The organism is Mesorhizobium sp. RCAM 05104 (assembly GCF_059683645.1).
On record NZ_CM185033.1, the window covers coordinates 990,140 to 1,008,713 of the forward strand.

Sequence of the window (18,574 nt, forward strand, 5' to 3'; positions counted from 1 at the left end):
ATGCGCGACATTTGGTCGTTTTCCGGCATTTGGCAAGACTTTGCCAAATTCGCACCCCATATCACCAACGGAATCGATGGCGATTCGTCGCGGCACGGCCCCGCATCTTGCCGCAACTTGTTGTTAACCATCGATGTTCTCCCTTTCTTATCCATTCCCGCCGACACTCCGGCCCACCGGGGGCGTGATCTGGGACAGGAACCGGTTCGACCATCTCATGGAGCCAGTTGTGCAGGCGTCGCCGGACAGCTACCCTTGTGCGGTGGCATGATGCCGTTCGAAAAAATCGAGAAAAGCCTTCATGAAGGTCATTGAACGCTACATCATGCGCCGCGCTTTCGTGGTCTTCATGGCAGCGCTTGTGTGGACGCTGGCCATCGTGTGGACGACGCAGGTGCTGGCAAAGATCGACCTGGTCACCGACAGCGGCCAGTCGGCGCTGACCTTCTTCGAGGTCGCCGCCCTCATCCTTCCCTCGATCATCCCGATCGTCGTGCCTTTCGCGCTGGTGGTGGCGGTCGCACAGACACTCAGCGCCATGAATTCGGATTCGGAGCTCGCCGTCGTCAACGCTTCAGGCGCCTCGCGCTGGACGATCGTGCGGCCGATCATGCTGCTGGCGCTCGCGGCCAGCGTCTTTTCCTTTGCCGTCGACAACGGCATCGACCCCTACGCGCGTCAGAAAAACCGGGCCCTGGTTGCGTCATCGCGCGCGGATCTGTTGTCGCTGATCATCCAGGAAGGCACATTCCGCAAGATCGAGGACGGACTGTTCCTGCAGATCGGCGAACGGCTTCCCGACAATCGTCTGGGCGGCATCTTCGTCGCGGATTCGCGTGAGGAGGGGGTCAACCTCGTCTACTATGCCAAGACCGGCAGCATCGTCGAGCGCGGCGGCGAAAAGGTGTTGATGATGAATGACGGCGTCATCCACCGCAAAACGCTGACCGGAGACCTTTCGGTCATCCGGTTCACCTCCTATGCCTTCGACATGTCGGCCTTCATGGCGGCGGCTTCGGCGGTGACGCTGCTGCCGAAGGACCAAACGACCCAGTACCTGCTCAACCCGAGCGCCAACGACAAGAATTTTCAGCAACGCCCGAACGAATACCGGGCCGAGATCGACCAGCGGTTTTCGGAATGGACCTATTCCATGGTCTTCGCGCTCATCGCGCTCGCCGTCGCCGGAGACGCCCGCTCGCATCGCGAGGCGCGCGTCAATCCGCTGATCACGGCCATCACGATAGCGCTGTTCGTGCGCTGGCTGGGCTTCTTTGCCGCCAGCAAGGCCGATGAAATCCCGCAATACGCCTATATGGTCTATGGCGTGCCCATCGTGGCGTCCGCGGTGGCGATCTGGTTCATCGTCTCCAACCGGACCATGGAACTGCCGGTAGCCTGGGCGGACTGGATGACAAACTTCGCCACCCGCTTCGGTGATGGCTGGAATGCCATCAAACTACGCTTGTTCACGCGTGGCACTTCAGGGCAAGGGGTCAGCTGATGGGCTGGACACTGGGCCGCTATTTCTTCTTCCGCTATGTGACGATCACCATCTGGTTCTTCATCGGCCTGCTGGCGCTGGTGTTCCTGATCGATTTCACCGAGCTCTCCGGCCGCACGACTGGCCTGCCCGGCTTCACCTATGGGACCGCGGTGGCCATTTCGGCGCTCCGGATGCCGATGATCATGCTGCAGACGGTGCCGTTCGTCGGTCTCTTCTCGGCGATGGCGACGCTGGTGTCGCTCAACCGACGGTATGAGCTGGTCATCGCGCGCTCCGCCGGCGTTTCCGCCTGGCAGTTCCTGTTGCCATGCTGCATCGGAGCGTTGCTGTTCGGCGTGCTGTCGGTCGGCATCATCAATCCGCTCGCCGCGCACGCCTTTTCGTGGTCCGAGCAGATCGAGACCCAACTGCGTTCCGGCAAATCGAACACGGTTTCGGCCGATGCCGCACCGTGGATCCGGCAGAAAACCAGTTCCGGAGACACCATCATCGGGGCGCGGGCCATCCTCAACCAGGGACTGGAGATGGCCGATGCCGTCTTTTTCATTCTCGACCCGCAAGGCGACATCGTCGAGCGCAAGGACGCGGCGCGCGCCTTCCTGCGCGACGGCTATTGGGATCTGCAGGACGTCAAGACCTTCAAAAACGGCACCATCCAGCCATCGGCAAGCGATCGCGTGCCGACCAACCTGAAGCCTGAATTCGTGCAGGAACGGCTGGCGCGCCCAGAAACCATCCCGTTCTATGACCTGCCCGGAAAGATCGAGGTTGCCCGCTCCTTCGGCCTCAAGGCAAATGCCTTTGCCATGCAGTTTGATTCGCTGGTGGCGTTGCCGTTCCTTCTCGTCGCCATGACGCTGATTGCGGCAACAGTTTCAATGCGATTTGCTAGGATGGGGCAGTCAGCGACGATGATTCTGGGTGGCATCATCGCCGGGTTTCTGCTTTATGTCGTTTCGGTGCTGGTGAAGGCATTCGGCGTTGCGGGGTTTGTGCCGACTGTCGTAGCCGCCTGGGTGCCAGTCGTCGTGGCTATGTTCTTCGGGGTGACTTTCCTGCTATACAAGGAAGACGGCTAGTGAGGGAGGCGTTTTTGCCCAGTAGCAGGCGGGACGGTTTGGCGCGCCTTTATGCGGCGAGCGCCTTGGCGTGCCTGCTTGCCTGCGGTGTCCCGCTGCCGGCGCTTGCGCAGGACGTTGGCGACTTGGCGACCAAGGTTCCGTCCGGCTCGCAGATGCTGCTGGCGGCCGATACGCTGGTCTACAACAACGACAACCAGACCGTGACCGCCGTTGGTGGCGTGCAGATCGACTATGGCGGCAATCGCCTTGTCGCCCAGAGGGTCGAATACAACCGCAACACCAAACGGATGGTCGCGAGCGGCAATGTCGAAGTCGTCAACAGCGACGGCACAAAGATCAATTCCGAGCATATCGACATCACCGATGATTTTGCCGACGGCTTCGTCAACGCGTTGCGTGTCGAAACCATCGACAAGGCCTATTTCGCCGCCGAAAGCGCCGAGCGCATGGGCGGCGTGCTGACGACGTTCCACAATGGCGTCTACACCGCCTGCGAACCGTGCGAGGACAAGCCCGACAAAGCGCCGACCTGGCGTGTCAAGGCCAGGAAGATCATCTGGAACGGCGAGAAGAAGACGGTTCGCTTCGAGAACGCGAATTTCGAATTCTTCGGCTTCCCGCTCGCCTACCTGCCTGCGTTCGAGATTGCCGACCCTACGGTGAAGCGCAAGAGCGGCTTCCTGATCCCCAGCATCGTCTACAAAAGCGACCTCGGCGTCGGCGTTAAGATCCCCTACTATCTCGCACTTGCGCCGACATACGACCTGACCGTGACGGGCAGTGGCTACACCAAGCAGGGCTTCCTCGGCGAGGCCGAATGGCGCCAACGTTTCAACAATGGCGAGTACAGTCTGAAGATCGCCGGGATTCAGCAGCAGGATCCCGATGCCTTCATCGACAGCGCCGGTCACAACGTCGATTCGGGCGCGGCGGGCGACCCAAACAAATTCCGAGGCATGATGGGCACCCAGGGCCAGTTCGCGATCAATTCGCGCTGGAATTTCGGCTGGGACGTGCTGCTGCAGACCGACAAGAACTTCTCGAACACCTACAACATCGACAAGTACAATGCCGCCGTCCACCAATCGTCGGTCTACCTGACGGGTCTCAATGGGCGCAATTATTTCGACGTGCGCGCAATGCACTTCGAGGTGCAAGAGGATACGCTCAACAACAAAGCCGCCGCGCGAAACGGCCAGCAGCCCTGGGTGCTGCCATCGCTCGACTATGCCTATATCCCCGACGTCTCGGTGGCGGGTGGCCAGCTGTCGCTCAATGTCAATTCGCGGGTCATCCACCGCGATGAACTCGATCAAACCTATTTCACCCCTTACGTGCCCGCTTCAGGCACGCAGCGCGTGCGCGGCATTGAAGGCGAATCCGGACGTCTGACCGCTGAGGCCGAATGGAAGCGGACATTCGTCACCGATGATGGGCTGGTGGTGACGCCGTTGCTGGCACTGCAGGGCGACGTCGACTACCTCAACGCCTCCTCGGCTTCGCTCGCCGCCATCAACCAGATGGCGACGAATCTGGGCGAGCAGGACGATATGCGCTCGTCGTTTGCCCGTTACATGGCAACAGCCGGCCTTGAGATGCGTTGGCCACTGCTGTTCTCCATGGCCAGCGGGTCCAGCCATGTTATCGAGCCGATGGCGCAGGTCTTTGTGCGCCCGAACGAGCAATATGTCGGCGGTCTTGCCGTGCCGAACGAAGACGCCCAGAGCATGGTCTTCGACGCGACCACCCTGTTCGAACGCGACAAGTTCTCCGGGTACGACCGTGTCGAAGGCGGGTCGCGCGCCAATGTCGGCCTGCGCTATTCGGGCTCCTACATCAATGGCTGGGGCACCAACGCCATTTTCGGCCAGTCCTATCAGCTTGGCGGCGAGAACTCCTTCGCGGCGCCGGATCTGGTCAATGTCGGCGCCTATTCGGGCCTCGAAACCACCAAGTCCGACTATGTCGGCCTGATTGGCGTCAACAGTCCCAACGGGTTCGCGGCCTCGGTCAGCGGCCGTTTCGACGAACAGACCTTCGAGATTCGCCGCGCCGAGGTGAAGGCCGCCTATTCCGGCCTGCCGGTGTCGCTGAGCGCCAAATACGCCTTCATCCAGGCCCAGCCACTCTACGGTTTCACAACCGACCGTCACGAAGTCACGCTCGGCGCATCCACGCACCTTGCCGAGAACTGGCGCGTCTTCGGGACCGGAACCTATGATCTACAGGAAAGCCTGCTGGTCAAGGACGGCGTCGGCTTCGCCTACAACGATTCCTGCTTCACCTATCTGATGACGTATTCGCAGTCGCGCGACCTGAATACCAGGGAGGTGACGCAGAGCATCGGCTTCAACCTGTCGTTCCGCACCCTTGGCGACTTCGGCTCGTCGACCAGTGCCATCGATACGATCCAGTAATCGGCGACATCGTTTCGCCGCATAGGGCTGGCACGGAATTCGCGCACCCGGAAAAAGATAAAATTGGGCGGAACCGGGACAAAATTTGGGATGCCAACGATGAGGAAATACCTCTTTTCAGCAGGGTTCGCGCTGCTTGTGGCGGCGACATCCGTGTCGATCACCGTGATGACGCCGCCGGCTTTCGCCAGCGAGATCAAGTACGTCGTCAACGACATTCCGGTCACCACCGGCGACATCGCACACCGCGCCGCCTTCTTGAAGCTGCAGCGCAAGAAGGGCGACGCCGCCCAGGAAATGATCGACCAGACGCTGCGTATGGCCGAGGCCAGGCGGCTTGGCATCCGGATCAGCGACGCGCAGGTCGAGGCTGCCTACCAGCGCTTTGCCTCGACCAACAAGATGCAGCTCCGCCAGCTGGACAATGTCATGGACAAATCCGGCGTCAGCAAGGAGCACTTCAAGGAATTCATTCGCGCCCAGATGGCCTGGAACCAGGCTTTGAGCGCGCGTTACCGGTCCGGCGATGGCACCGGTGCTGTCAGCGAACAGGACCTTGTCAAGAAGATGCTCGAAAAAGGCGGCTCCAAGCCGAGCGCTACCGAGTACATGCTGCAGCAAGTCATCTTCGTCGTGCCGGCCGCTGAACGCAGCGCGACGCTGGCCAAGCGCAAGCGCGAGGCCGACGCCATGCGTGCCCGCTTCAACGGCTGCAACACGACGCGCGAATTCGCCAAGGGCCTGATCGACGTCACCGTTCGCGATCTGGGCCGGGTGCTGGCGCCGCAATTGCCGCCGGATTGGGCTGAGCAAATCAAGGCAACCAAGGTCGGCGGCGCCACCGTCACGCGCGAGACCGAGCGCGGCGTCGAGTTCATCGGCATCTGCTCGTCGCGCGAAGTATCCGACGACAAGGTCGCCCAGATGGTGTTCCAGAACGAGGGCTCCAGCGGCGACAAGAACGCCGACGAGCTCAGCAAGAAATATGTCGACGAGCTGAAGGCGAAAGCCCGCATCGTCAAGCGCTGACGTGGGCGACGCGGTGATTGCGCTCGCGTTGAGCGTCGGCGATCCGTCCGGTATCGGGCCAGAGATCGCGATCGCCGCCTTTCTGGCGCGCGGCGCCGCCGGCTTGCCTCCCTTCTATCTGCTCGCCGATCCGGCGCTGATCGCCTCCCGGGCGCGTCACCTCGGCGTTTCACTGCCAGTGGTTGAAACAACGCCGGCGCAAGCGGCACAAGTCTTTGCCCAGGCGTTGCCGATCGTTCCGCTGGCCGCCCGCAGCATAGACAGCCCTGGCCGGCCGGACCCGGCCAATGCGGCGGCAACCATCGAGGCCATCGACCGCGCAGTCGCCGACTGCCTTGCCGGCGATGCGGCGGCCGTCGTCACATGCCCCATCGCCAAGAAGCCGCTCTACGATGCCGGCTTCCGCTTTCCCGGCCACACCGAATATCTGGCGCATCTGGCCGCCCGACACAGCGGCGTCGAAGCAATGCCGGTGATGATGCTGGCAGGCCCCGATCTGCGCACCGTTCCCGTCACCATCCACATCGCGCTGGCCGAGGTGCCGAAGACGCTGACCACCGAATTGATCGTCGCGACCGCGCGCATCACCGCCGTCGACCTTGCCAGCCGCTTCGGCATCGCCAGACCACGGCTTGCCATTGCCGGCCTCAATCCGCATGCCGGCGAAGGCGGTGCCATGGGCCTCGAGGACGAGCGCATTGTCCGCCCGGCGGTCGACATCCTGCGGGCCGAAGGCATCGACGCTTTCGGCCCCTTGCCAGCCGACACATTGTTCCACGCCCGGGCACGAGCGGGATACGACGTGGCGCTGTGCATGTATCACGACCAGGCGCTGATCCCGGCCAAGGCACTGGCCTTCGACGAGGCGGTCAACGTCACGCTCGGCCTGCCCTTCATACGCACTTCGCCCGACCACGGCACCGCCTTCGACATAGCCGGCAAGGGCGTTGCGCGCCCCGACAGCCTGATGGCGGCACTGCGCCTTGCCCGCCAACTGGCCGACACCGACACGAAGGCGGTTGCCGCTTGAGACCGCGGGCATGAGCATGGACGGGCTGCCGCCGCTGCGCGAGGTGATCGAGCGCCATGGGCTGCAGGCAAGGAAGGCGCTCGGCCAGAATTTCCTGTTCGACCTCAACCTCACCGGCAAGATCGCACGCACAGCGGGCGACTTGTCCGATGCGACCGTGATCGAGGTCGGTCCCGGCCCCGGCGGGCTGACCCGCGCATTGCTCTCCAACGGCGCGCGCCGCGTCATCGCCATCGAGCGTGACGAACGCTGCCTGGCTGCCCTTGCCGAAGTGTCGGATCATTATCCCGGCCGGCTGGAGGTGGTTTCTGGCGATGCGTTGAAGACGGATTTCGCGGCCCTTGCCAGAGGAGCGGCTGGAGACGGCGGCCCGGTAAAGATCATCGCCAACCTGCCCTACAATATCGGCACGGAGCTGCTGGTACGGTGGCTGACGGTCGCGGACTGGCCGCCGTTCTACGCCTCGATGACATTGATGTTCCAGCGCGAAGTGGCCCAACGCATCGTCGCCACTCCCGGCAGCGATGCCTATGGCAGGCTTGGCGTGCTGGCCGGCTGGCGCACGCAGGCCAGGATCGCCTTCGACGTGCCGCCGCAGGCATTCACGCCACCGCCCAAGGTCACCTCCTCGGTGGTGCATCTGGAGCCGCGCGCGCACCCCTTGCCTACCGATGTGAAAAAACTCGGCCGCGTCACGGAGGCCGCCTTCGGGCAGCGCCGCAAGATGCTGCGGCAGAGTGTGAAAAGCCTCGGCGGCGAAGCCCTGCTCGAACGCGCGGGTATCGATCCGACACGCCGCGCCGAGACGCTCAGCGTCGAGGAGTTCGTGCGGCTGACCAATACGGTATAGCTCTGTTCTTCCGGCAACAGGGAGAAGGAGCCGATCAGTCCGTCTTCTCGTCCAACAGCCCCGAGACAAAATCAAACAGACCCGGTCGCCGGTCGCGCCTTAGCCGCTCGGCGACAACGATGCCGCGCACTTCGGCGAAGGCGCGGTCGAGATCGTCATTGACGATGACGAAATCATATTCCTTCCAGTGCTCGATCTCGTTGCGGGCATTCTTCAGCCGCGTCTCGATCACCGCTTCCTGGTCCTCGGCGCGGCGCTTCAGTCGCGCCTTCAATTCCTTCATCGACGGCGGCAGGATGAAGATCGAGACGATGTCGGCGCGCATCTTCTCCTTGAGCTGCTGTGCGCCCTGCCAGTCGATATCGAACAGCATGTCGCGCCCTTGAGCCAGCGCCAGTTCGGCCGGCTCGCGCGGTGTCGCGTAGCAATTGCCATGCACCTCCGCCCATTCGAGCAGGGCGTCGGAATCGCGCAACCGCTCGAAGTCGCGCATCGTGCGGAAATGGTAGTGAACACCCTCGATCTCGCTGCCGCGGCGCGGTCTGGTGGTGACCGAGACCGACAGCTCCAGGCTGGAATCACTTTCCAAGAGGTTGCGCGCAATCGTCGACTTGCCGGCGCCTGATGGCGACGACAGAACGAGCATGAGGCCCCGGCGGCGAATGCGGGACCCCAAATCCTTGGCAACCATCGGCTACTCCAGATTCTGGACTTGTTCACGAAACTGGTCGACCACGGCCTTCAACTCCAACCCGATCGCGGTGACGGCTGCGGCGTTCGACTTCGAGCACAGCGTATTCGATTCGCGGTTAAATTCCTGTGCCAGAAAATCGAGCTTGCGGCCGACGGCGCCGCCGCCCCCAAGCAGTGCCCGGCCAGACATGACATGTGTTTTCAGCCGGTCGATCTCCTCGCGAATATCGGCCTTGGTGGCCAGGAACGCCGCCTCCATATGCAGCCGGCTTGCGTCCAGATTGGCGGAGGCGTCCATCAGAAGCCTGACCTGCTCGGCGATGCGTTCACGGATCGCCGCCGTCTCGCGTGACGGATCCGCCTCGGCGCGCAGCGTCAGCGCCTCGATCGTGTCGATATGGACCGACAGAAGCGACACCAGCGCAGCACCCTCGCCCTGTCGCGCCTGCTCAAGCCCTTTGAGTGCCACCTCGAGCGCGGCCATGATCGCGACATCGAGCGCGGCTCGCACCTCTTCGGTTTCGACAGTTTCGGGAATGTCGAGGACGCCGCGCAGCGAAAGCAACCCGTCAGCTGTCGCCGGGGCTACGCCGAACTGCTCCTGAAGGCGCTTGGCGAGCCCTGCCAGGTCCTTCAGAAAGGCTTCGTTGACGACTGGCTGCGCCTGCGCGCCGGCGGCGCGGCCGATGGTCAGCGTCGCCTGGAAATTGCCGCGCGCAAAACGCTTCTGAAGTATCTGCCTGACGGCTGGTTCCAGCCGCTCGAAACCTTGCGGCAGCCGCAGCCGAACCTCGACGCTCTTGCCGTTGACGGACTTGACCTCCCAGGCGATCGAGGTGCCGTCATGCTCGGCGACGGCCCGTGCGAAACCGGTCATGCTCTGCAAAGTCATTTCGTCCACAAATCCCTGGCGCATCACCCCCGAAACCGGCTTTCCGGAGAGGAGCAAGTGCGGTTTGAAAATCACCGCGCCGCTGGCGCGTCGAAATCAGACGCGCGGCGCTCTTCCAAATGTCAGGACGTCGCCTTCCCGGCAACGCCTTTCTTCTTACTGGGCAGCGCCCGCATCGCCGCCGCTGTCGTCGCCGCCGTCAGCCGGCTTGACGGCGTTGCCGTCGCTGGCGCCGGCGGCTGCCTTGGCGGCGTCATCGGCCTGCTTCTTCTGCAGCGCGCGATAGCGGGCGACGTTCTCATTGTGCTCGTCCAGTGTGGCGGCAAAGACGTGCCCGCCGGTGCCATCGGCAACGAAATAGAGGTCGTCGGTCTTCGACGGATTGGCGACGGCCTCCAGTGCCGCGCGACCCGGATTGGCGATGGGCGTCGGCGGCAGGCCGTTGATCACATAAGTGTTGTAGGGCGTCGGCTTCTGGATATCCGACTGGTAGATCGGCCGGTCCGCGGGTTTGCCCTTGCCGCCGAACAAGCCGTAGATGATGGTTGGATCGGACTGCAGGCGCATGCCCTTGGCCAACCTGTTCAGGAAGACGGCGGCAACCCGTGAGCGCTCGTCACCCTTGCCCGTTTCCTTCTCGACGATCGAGGCCAGCGTAACGAACTCTTCGATGTTGGCCAGCGGCAGATCCGGCGCGCGTCGCTGCCAGACATCCTCGACCAGCTTCTTCTGATCCGCCAGCAGCTTGTCGATCATCTGCTGGCGAGTCGCGCCGCGCGTGAAGCGCAGCGTGTCGGTGGCGAGACTGCCCTCGGGAAGAGTGGTCGCCGGCATGTCGCCGCTCAACGCGGGCTCGTCGGCGATGCGCTGCAGGGCCTGTTCGACCGTCAGCCCTTCTGGAATGGTCAGCGAATACATCACCGACTTGCCGCTCTTCAAAAGCTCCATGATGTCGCGCATGGAAGCCCTGGGCTTGATCTCGTATTCACCGGCCTTCAGCGCCGAATCGTTGCCGAAGGCACGCACGCCAAGGCGGAATACCCTGGCGTCGCTGATCAGTCCGCGGCGCTCGAGCTGGTCGGCAATATCCTGGACGCCGGTGTTCGGCTTGACCAGGAACGTGTCGCCATTGGCCGAGGGGCCGGGCTCGTTGAACGCCTGCTTGCCCAAATAGAGCGCGACGCCCGCAGCCAGAATCATCAGCATCACCGAGGTGATGACGAAGTTCATGAACACCACGACCTGGCTGCGTGAAGCACGCGAGCGCTTCGGCGGCGGCGTGCCTGCCTCCGGCCGCAGGGCCTCGCTGGCCGTCTTCGGCACGATCGGTCCGGCAGTTGCCGGCCGTTGCGCAAATTCTCCGTTGCCCACCGGATTTGTGTTCATCTTGCCCTACCGTTTGATTGCTCAACGAATCCCCAGCGGCAGAGTAGGGGTGAATATGGCAAAATTGACGGCACGCCCAAGCGTCGCCCGGTAGTCGGACGTTCAGCCATTGTAGCGCTGGAAGACGAGCGAAGCATTGGTGCCGCCAAAACCGAAGGAATTGGACAGCGCCACATCGATCTGGCGGGCCCGCGGCTTGTTCGGCACCAGGTCGATCGCGGTTTCGCGCTCCGGGTTGTCGAGGTTGATGGTCGCCGGTGCGACATTGTCTCTGATAGCGAGGATCGAGAAGATCGCTTCGGCGGCACCCGCCGCTCCCAAGAGATGACCGATGGACGACTTTGTCGACGACATCGAAATCCTGGAAGCGGCATTGCCGACCAGGCGTTCGACGGCGCCGAGTTCTATCGTATCGGCCATGGTCGAGGTGCCATGCGCGTTGATATAGTCGACATCGGCAGGCGTCAGCTTGGCCCGGTTCAATGCCGCCGTCATGCAGCGAAAGGCGCCGTCGCCATCTTCGGCGGGCGCGGTGATGTGATAAGCGTCGCCAGTGAGGCCGTAGCCGGTGACCTCTGCGTAAATCTTCGCGCCGCGCGCCTTGGCGTGCTCCAATTCTTCCAGCACAACGACACCGGCGCCCTCGCCCATGACGAAGCCGTCGCGGTCACGGTCGTAGGGACGCGACGCCGTTTGCGGCGCATCATTGCGATCGGTCGACAGCGCCCGGCACGCGGCGAAGCCGGCGATCGACAGCCGCGTCACCGGCGCTTCGGCGCCACCTGCGACCATCACGTCGGCATCGCCCCACATGATCAGCCGGGCAGCATCGCCAATGGCATGCGCGCCGGTCGAGCAGGCGGTGACGACGGCATGGTTCGGGCCTTTCAGCCCGTGCCGGATCGAAACCTGACCGGAGACGAGATTGATGATCTGACCCGGAATGAAGAAGGGGCTAATGCGGCGCGGGCCGCGTTCCTTGAGGATCATCGCGTTCTCGGCGATGCCCTCTATGCCGCCGATGCCGGAGCCGATCAGGACGCCAGTGGAGCACTGCTCCGCATGCGTCTTGGGTTCCCAGCCGGAATCCGCCAGCGCCTCGTCGGCGGCGGCAATCCCGTACAGGATGAAGTCGCCGATCTTGCGCAATTCCTTCGGCTCGAGCACGGCCTCGGGATTAAAGGTAGCATTGCTGCCGTCGCCACGCGGAACGACGTGGGCGATCTTGCAGGCAAGATCCTCCACCTCGAACTCGGTGATGCGCTTGGCGGCGCTGCGGCCGGTCAGAAGTTCCTTCCAGCTGTGCTCGAAGCCCATGCCGAATGGCGACAGCAACCCAAGGCCCGTGACGACGACACGCCTCATCGCAGGTCCTCCCAGGTGACGACTGCGGAAAGCGTCAGGCCGAAGCCTTGTCGATGTACTTCACCGCGTCGCCGACGGTCAGGATGGTCTCGGCCGCGTCGTCGGGAATCTCGACGCCGAATTCTTCTTCGAACGCCATGACGAGTTCGACCGTGTCGAGGCTGTCGGCGCCCAGATCATCGATGAAGCTCGCTTGCTCCGTCACCTTGTCGGCATCGACGCCAAGGTGCTCGATGACGATCTTCTTGACGCGCTCTGCGGTGTCACTCATTTGGGGCATCCTCGTCTTTTGTTTGTCTGTCTTCGTTAGCGGGCAGAATGCCGCTAATCAAGCTGAAAGATGGTCCTGCCGGAAACGCAACGGCCACGGACCGGTTTTTGCCCGAACCGCCGGGTTGCGGGCCGCATTACACGAAAATCGGCTCAGGTCCAAGGCGAAATGGTCTCTTTTCACAACCCGGCAGCGTTGCCGCCGGACCGCGTTCAGATCATCGCCATGCCGCCGTTTACATGGATGGTCTGGCCGGTTACGTAGGCCGCTTCGTTGGAGGCCAGATAGGCAACGGCAGACGCAACTTCGGCGCTGGTGCCCATGCGGCGCGTCGGAATCGCCGCCATGATCGCCTCTTTCTGCTTGTCGTTGAGCTTGTCGGTCATCGCCGATTCGATGAAGCCCGGGGCGACGCAGTTGACGGTGATGTTGCGGGTGGCGATTTCCTGCGCCAGTGATTTGGAAAAGCCGATCATGCCGGCCTTGGAGGCACAATAGTTGGTCTGGCCGGGATTGCCGGTGACGCCGACCACCGAGGTGATGTTGATGATGCGGCCATGGCGGCGGCGCATCATCGGATGGGTGAGTTCGCGGGTCAGCCTGAACACGGCAGTCAGGTTGACCTCGAGCACGCTATCCCAGTCCGCATCCGACATGCGCACGAACAGGCCGTCCTTGGTGATGCCGGCATTGTTGACCAGAATGTCGACGCCTTCGAGATCGGCTTCCGCCTTCTGGCCAAGCGCCTTGACCTCGTCGCGGTTCGACAGGTTGGCCGGGAACAGCTTGACCCGGTCGCCAAGCTCGGCGGCGAGCGCTTCCAGTTTCTCGACGCGCGTGCCGTGCAGGCCGACGATGGCGCCTTGCGCATGCAGGACCCTGGCGATCGCTTCGCCGATGCCCCCCGATGCGCCGGTGACGAGCGCCTTGCGGCCGTTCAATTCAAACATTTTTGTCTCCTGATTGAGAAGAGAACACCCTCGCACGGGTGAGGTCAAATCGCATCCAACTAGGCAAGCGCTGCCAATGTCGCCTCGACCTCAGCCGCGGTGCCGACCGACGCGGTGGCGATGTCGCGGTTGATGCGTCGCGCCAATCCCGAAAGCACCTTGCCGGCGCCGATTTCGTAAAGCGTGCCGACGCCGTTCGCGCCGAACCATTCAACAGTCTCGCGCCAGCGCACGCGGCCGGTAACCTGGTCGACGAGGCGTCGGGCGATCTGGTCGGGGTCGCTGGAGGGTGTCACCGACACGTTTGAGACGACGGGAACGACGGGCGCATTCCTTGCCACGCCAGCCAGGGCTTCGCGCATCACGTCCGCGGCCGGCGCCATGAGCGCCGAATGGAAGGGCGCCGACACCTGCAGCATCAGCGCGCGCTTGGCACCCTTTTCCGTGCACAGCCTTGCCGCCTGTTCGACCGCGGCCTTGGCGCCGGAAATGACCAGCTGGCCGCCGCCATTGTCGTTGGCGATCTGGCACACCGAGCTTTTGCCAGCCTCGGCGCAGGCGGCTTCGACATCAGCCTGTTCCAGTCCGATGATCGCCGCCATGGCTCCCTCGCCGGCCGGCACCGCCGCCTGCATGGCGTTGCCCCGGATGCGCAGCAGCCGGGCAGCATCGGCAACCGAAACGAAGTTGGCGGCCGCGAGGGCTGAATACTCGCCCAGCGAATGGCCGGCGACATAGGCGACCCTGTCCTTCAGCGAGAAGCCGCGCGATTCCAGCGCCCTGATGGCGGCCAGCGACACCGCCATCAGGGCCGGCTGCGCGTTGGCGGTCAGCGTCAAGGTTTCCTCCGGCCCTTCCCAGATCAGCCTGGACAGGCTTTCGCCGAGCGCGTCGTCAACTTCCTGGAAGACCCTGCGCGCCTCGGGAAAGGCGTCGGCGAGATCCTTGCCCATGCCGACAGCCTGGCTGCCTTGTCCAGGAAAGGTGAATGCAACGGCCATGCGAGGGCTCCCAACGGCTGGTTTTGCTTGCCTGATAGACGAGTTTTTCTTGCCTGTGACGCAAGGCAGGCCGCCAAGTCAAGCCCACTTCGGCCCTGCCCGGCGGCAGCATCGTCGGTCGAGTGCCTGTTCCAAAAGGCTTTTTGGCGATCACTCCTGATGAAAACCGCTCACGAATCGTTTGCTGGCTCTTCTTATTTCCGCCAGAGGCGCTAGCTTTGCGTGACAATTCCATGACAATCGAGTGACGAGTTTGTCGCTGGGCGGGGAAGTTAAAGTGGCAAAGAGTTCAAAACGCGCCGGCAAGGCCGCGCCACAGTTCCTGGAAGACGATCCGTCCACCGGCTACCTGCCGGGCAGGACGTGGCCGGTTGTGCGCTATGGTCTGATCAGCCTGGCGATCGCGGCCGTGCTGGTGTTCGCCATAGAGCTGATCGTGCGCGGCGATTTTGCCGGCACCGTCTCATTCTTCCTGCAACCTCTCAAGCCCGGCTGGACCACCATTGTCGTGTTTGCGCTGATCCTGATCGGCCTCGACGCCGTGCTCGGCCGCAGTCACCAGAGCCTGATGATCGTGGCGCCGCTGACCCTGTCTCTTGCCTTTGTCGGCCACCAGAAGTCGCACTATCTCGGTGATCCGCTCTATCCGACCGATTTCCTCTATGCACGCCAGATCTTCGCGCTGCTGCCGCTGCTCGTGCGTGACCGGCCGATGACCGCGCTCGCCATGGTCGCCGGTATCGTCGCCGGCCTGTCGCTGCTCGTCTATGGCTGGCGGCTGTGGCGCCGCAAGGTTCCATCGCTCAGCCATAAGGGCCGTGTTGCCCGGCTGACGCTGGCGGTGCCGCTGCTCGCCTTCTTCGTTTCGATCATGGACTATGCCACCTTCTCGTGGACCCGCGACCGGCTGCAGATCATCCCGATCATGTGGGACCAGAAGGAAAACTATGCCTCCAACGGCTTTGCACTGGCCTTCGCGCTGAATGTGCCGATGGCGCATGTCTCGGCACCGGCCGGCTATTCCGACAAGGCAATCGCGGCGATCGGCAGGTCCGATGTGACCGCCTCGGTACCCGATGAGAAGCCCGACATCATTGTCGTGATGAGCGAGTCCTTTTGGGATCCGACCAAGCTTCCCGGTGTCACCATCACACCCGACCCGATCCCCAATGTGCGGGCGCTGCGCTCGGGTTCGATGTTCTCGCCCGAATTCGGCGGCATGACCGCCAACATCGAGTTCGAGGCGCTGACCGGCTTTTCCAACGCGTTCCTGCCGGCCGGCAGCATTCCCTATCAGCAATATGTGCGCGCACCGACGCCTTCGTTGGCAACCTTCCTGAAGAGCGAGGGCTACCGGGCGCGCGCCATCCATCCCGGCACCAACTGGTTCTGGAATCGTGGCACGGTCTATGCCGATTTCGGCTTCGACGACTTCAAATCGGAAGAAACGCTGCCGCCGATGGAAAAGCGTGGGCCGCTGGCATCGGACGCGGCGATGACCGACGAGATCATCAGCGAGGCCGACGCCAGCGATCAACCGGTGTTCTTCTTCGCGGTCAGCCTGCAGAACCACGGCCCCTACGAGCCGAACCGCTATTACAATCCGACCCACACGGTGCAGGCGCCGATCAGCCAGTGGGCGCGCGCGTCGCTCCTGTCTTACGCCGAGGGCTCAGCCGACGCGGATCGAGGTCTTGAACGCCTGATCGAATGGGCCAAGAAGCGCGAGCGGCCAACCGTCATCGCCTTCTTCGGCGACCACCTGCCGCCATTGGGACCGGTCTATGTCGAGACCGGCTTCCTCAAGGACAATGTCGCGCCACGCAAGGAACCGACGCCGGAAGCCGCGCTTGAACATCACCAGACGCCGCTGATCATCTGGTCGAACCGCTCCGGTCCGGTCGAGAATCTGGGCGCGGTGAGCCCGGCATTCCTGCCCTATCATATCCTCACCGCCGCACGCATCACCCACCCCTACTACACGGGTTTCCTAGGCGAGGTACGGGAGCGCTACCGCGTTGTCGACCGCAACCTGCTGCTGACCCCGACTGGCGAGGCGACACCCGATTGGTCGCGGCAAAAGGAGATCGACCCGACGATCAACGATTTCCGACTGATCCAGTACGACATGATGTTCGGCAAGCGCGGTGCGGCGCCCGACTTCTTCCCCGAAACGGTCGACAAGGTTGTCGCCCATACGAGTTGAGCCGCTCCCGGGCCACAGGTTCAATTTGTCAATTGCAGCTTGGAGAACTCGTTGGCGATCTGCTGGAACACGTTCGGCAGTTTGGTCGGATCGTTGACGGCATAATAGTCGCTGGGATCCGAAGCGCATGCGCTGTAAAGCGCGCGGTTGGCGGCGGTGTCGGATTGCAGCACCATGGTGTAGATTTGCACGCCCTCGTTCTTCAATTGCGTACAAACGCTCTTGGTCCAGCCGTCGACATTACGCGCCGCCGTGGTCTGGTTGTCCGAACCGAAACGGCCACCCGCCAGATAGCCATAGGATGTGTAGTCGGACTTCGTCGGCTGTTCGCTGGCGCCATAGACGACGTTCTCTCCGTCGGTGAGCAACAGCACGATCTTGCTGATGCCAGGCGTCTTCCATGGCGCGCCATCGGTGTAGGGCGCGGCGGGCGACAGCACCCGCATGCCCCACGACAGGCCTTCCGAGACATTGGTGCCCGAACCGTTCCACTCGGTCATCTCGCTTGCTGCCTTGCGCAGCTTGTCAAAATCGTCGGTCAGGGGGACGACTGGTGTGGGGCAAGCGCGGTTCGGGCCGACGGTGATGGCGGAGCCCGTCTCGGTGATGAGTTCCTTGGCGGGTGCAACATATTTGGCAACCTTCTCCCTGGCGGCCTTGTCGGCCGGTAACACAGCGTCGAGCAGATTGCTGAGATCGATGCCGAGAACGTTGCCTTTCTGCTTGGCGAGCTTGGTCTTGTCGCTGACGTCGTCGAGATAGGAATTGTTGTAGTATTTGTCCGAATTGCCGTAGGAGCCCGACGGCTTCTGGGCGTCTTGCGGATCGTCAGGCGCAAAATAGGGAACGAACAGCGTGTCGGGCTTTGCCGGGTCGGGTGGGGTGTCGGAAACATTGTAAGCCCCGGGCCGCGCCTCGACGCAGCCTTTCCATCCGGTGCCGTTCCATCCAGCCTCTGCCCATCCGGTCGCCTTGAGCTGCTTGAAAAGCGCCATATGATTGGGACGCTTGCCGTCGATGACCGGGAAATTGACGCCGTTGGTGGAGGACTTGCCATCCATGTCGATCCAGGACGGGTCGAATTCATCGCCATCGACGTTGACGGCCGTGACGAATGGAACCAGGGAGGCACGGATCTGACGCGTCGGCGATCTTGCCGCTTCAAGAGTGTCGAGCAACGATTTCGTCGCCGTCCTCAACGCCGTCATGCGCGCCCCGGCCATGGAGCCGGTGTTGTCCAGCACCAGCACGACTTCGAGCTGGTTGTTCGATTCGACGGCCGAGGCATCGACCTCGATGTGCTTGCTGTTGCCGAACAGGAAGGCGAAGTTCAGATTGACGTCCGCTGTGGCAACTGCCTTTGTCTTGATGAAGTTGATGCCCTTGTCAACGGTCAGCGTGGCCTTCGCATTGCCGAGTTCGCCATGGCCGGCGAGGTTGGCCTGGAAATAGCGGTCAAAGGCGTCATTGCGGGTAATGTCGAGATCGCCAAGATGCGAAGAGGCAAGGTTTGCCGCATCGAGGGCATTTTGCAGATTGCTCTTGGCCCGCATGAGTGTCGAGACGTCGGTAGCAAAGGCAATGGCCGTGAGGATGGCCGGCAACCCAAGCCCCAACACAAGCGTGAAGTTGCCGCTCGTCGAGCGCCAGAATTTGTTGAGAAGCATCCTTACCCCCAGAAATGCTTTCCGCTTTTTTGCGCGGATCATCTCTGCGCGTGCCATGATGAATCGACCGTTGAAAGCGGGGGGCAACTCCGCACAATCTGACCACAATCCGACATTGTGGTTAAGGCCTGGTGCCGGAAGCCACAAAGCCTGGCCATTGTTGCTGCTTGATTTTTCCGCCCCTGCGACACAAGAGAGTGCCGCTTGCCCTTGCGTTGCGGCCGGATT

The 18,574-nt window shown here is 62.7% G+C and carries 16 protein-coding genes; 8 read left to right on the top strand and 8 right to left on the bottom strand.

Features of this window, described 5'->3' with window-relative positions; translation table 11 throughout:
* The 7 genes from AC56QP_RS05300 (at position 1) to rsmA (ending at position 7,915) form a co-directional block, all read left to right on the top strand.
* On the top strand, positions 1-315 hold the full coding sequence (locus AC56QP_RS05300; protein ID WP_489860632.1) for a hypothetical protein: 315 nt from the start codon (positions 1-3) through the stop codon (positions 313-315).
* Complete coding sequence (gene lptF, locus AC56QP_RS05305) at positions 302-1,504, top strand: LPS export ABC transporter permease LptF (RefSeq protein WP_489860631.1); 1,203 nt, start codon at positions 302-304, stop codon at positions 1,502-1,504. Before AC56QP_RS05300 ends, lptF begins: the two co-directional genes overlap by 14 nt.
* Entirely contained in the window at positions 1,501-2,586 is a 1,086-nt protein-coding gene (gene lptG, locus AC56QP_RS05310) for an LPS export ABC transporter permease LptG (RefSeq protein ID WP_489863677.1), read from the top strand. The genes lptF and lptG overlap by 4 nt, the downstream gene beginning before the upstream one ends.
* The gene (locus AC56QP_RS05315) at positions 2,586-5,006 is read left to right on the top strand and encodes an LPS-assembly protein LptD (RefSeq protein ID WP_489860630.1); all 2,421 of its coding nucleotides are present in this window, start codon (positions 2,586-2,588) and stop codon (positions 5,004-5,006) included. Before lptG ends, AC56QP_RS05315 begins: the two co-directional genes overlap by 1 nt.
* 90 nt (positions 5,007-5,096) lie before the next feature.
* Positions 5,097-6,035, top strand: a complete 939-nt coding sequence (locus AC56QP_RS05320) for a peptidylprolyl isomerase (RefSeq protein ID WP_489860629.1) — start codon at positions 5,097-5,099, stop codon at positions 6,033-6,035.
* Position 6,036: 1 nt separating this feature from the next.
* Positions 6,037-7,065: a 4-hydroxythreonine-4-phosphate dehydrogenase PdxA gene (gene pdxA / locus AC56QP_RS05325; RefSeq protein ID WP_489860628.1), complete on the top strand. Its 1,029-nt coding sequence runs from the start codon at positions 6,037-6,039 to the stop codon at positions 7,063-7,065.
* A 10-nt stretch (positions 7,066-7,075) separates the two neighbouring features.
* Complete coding sequence (rsmA, locus tag AC56QP_RS05330) at positions 7,076-7,915, top strand: 16S rRNA (adenine(1518)-N(6)/adenine(1519)-N(6))-dimethyltransferase RsmA (protein ID WP_489860627.1); 840 nt, start codon at positions 7,076-7,078, stop codon at positions 7,913-7,915.
* A gap of 34 nt (positions 7,916-7,949) precedes the next feature.
* Here rsmA and gmk read toward each other — a convergent pair whose 3' ends face one another.
* From gmk to fabD, 7 genes are all read right to left on the bottom strand, one after another.
* Positions 7,950-8,606 (bottom strand): guanylate kinase, encoded by a 657-nt coding sequence (gene gmk, locus AC56QP_RS05335; protein ID WP_091577205.1) that lies wholly within the window; start codon positions 8,604-8,606, stop codon positions 7,950-7,952.
* Between the two features lie 3 nt (positions 8,607-8,609).
* Entirely contained in the window at positions 8,610-9,500 is an 891-nt protein-coding gene (locus AC56QP_RS05340) for a YicC/YloC family endoribonuclease (RefSeq protein ID WP_489860626.1), read from the bottom strand.
* Between the two features lie 156 nt (positions 9,501-9,656).
* Positions 9,657-10,886, bottom strand: a complete 1,230-nt coding sequence (gene mltG, locus AC56QP_RS05345) for an endolytic transglycosylase MltG (RefSeq protein ID WP_489860625.1) — start codon at positions 10,884-10,886, stop codon at positions 9,657-9,659.
* Positions 10,887-10,988: 102 nt separating this feature from the next.
* Entirely contained in the window at positions 10,989-12,251 is a 1,263-nt protein-coding gene (gene fabF / locus AC56QP_RS05350; RefSeq protein WP_091577201.1) for a beta-ketoacyl-ACP synthase II, read from the bottom strand.
* Between the two features lie 34 nt (positions 12,252-12,285).
* Positions 12,286-12,522 (bottom strand): acyl carrier protein, encoded by a 237-nt coding sequence (locus tag AC56QP_RS05355; protein ID WP_006203723.1) that lies wholly within the window; start codon positions 12,520-12,522, stop codon positions 12,286-12,288.
* Between the two features lie 212 nt (positions 12,523-12,734).
* Positions 12,735-13,472, bottom strand: coding sequence for a 3-oxoacyl-[acyl-carrier-protein] reductase (gene fabG, locus AC56QP_RS05360; protein WP_269903907.1), 738 nt, complete (start codon positions 13,470-13,472; stop codon positions 12,735-12,737).
* Between the two features lie 59 nt (positions 13,473-13,531).
* Entirely contained in the window at positions 13,532-14,473 is a 942-nt protein-coding gene (gene fabD, locus AC56QP_RS05365; RefSeq protein ID WP_489860624.1) for an ACP S-malonyltransferase, read from the bottom strand.
* Positions 14,474-14,750: 277 nt separating this feature from the next.
* Between fabD and AC56QP_RS05370 the strand changes: the two genes are divergently transcribed.
* Positions 14,751-16,679 carry an LTA synthase family protein gene (locus AC56QP_RS05370; protein WP_489860623.1) on the top strand — a complete coding sequence of 643 codons (1,929 nt, stop codon included), beginning with the start codon at positions 14,751-14,753 and terminating at the stop codon, positions 16,677-16,679.
* A gap of 20 nt (positions 16,680-16,699) precedes the next feature.
* On the opposite strand, the gene AC56QP_RS05375 is transcribed toward AC56QP_RS05370, so the two are convergent.
* Positions 16,700-18,346 carry a pilus assembly protein gene (locus AC56QP_RS05375; RefSeq protein ID WP_489860622.1) on the bottom strand — a complete coding sequence of 549 codons (1,647 nt, stop codon included), beginning with the start codon at positions 18,344-18,346 and terminating at the stop codon, positions 16,700-16,702.
* Positions 18,347-18,574: the final 228 nt, after the last annotated feature.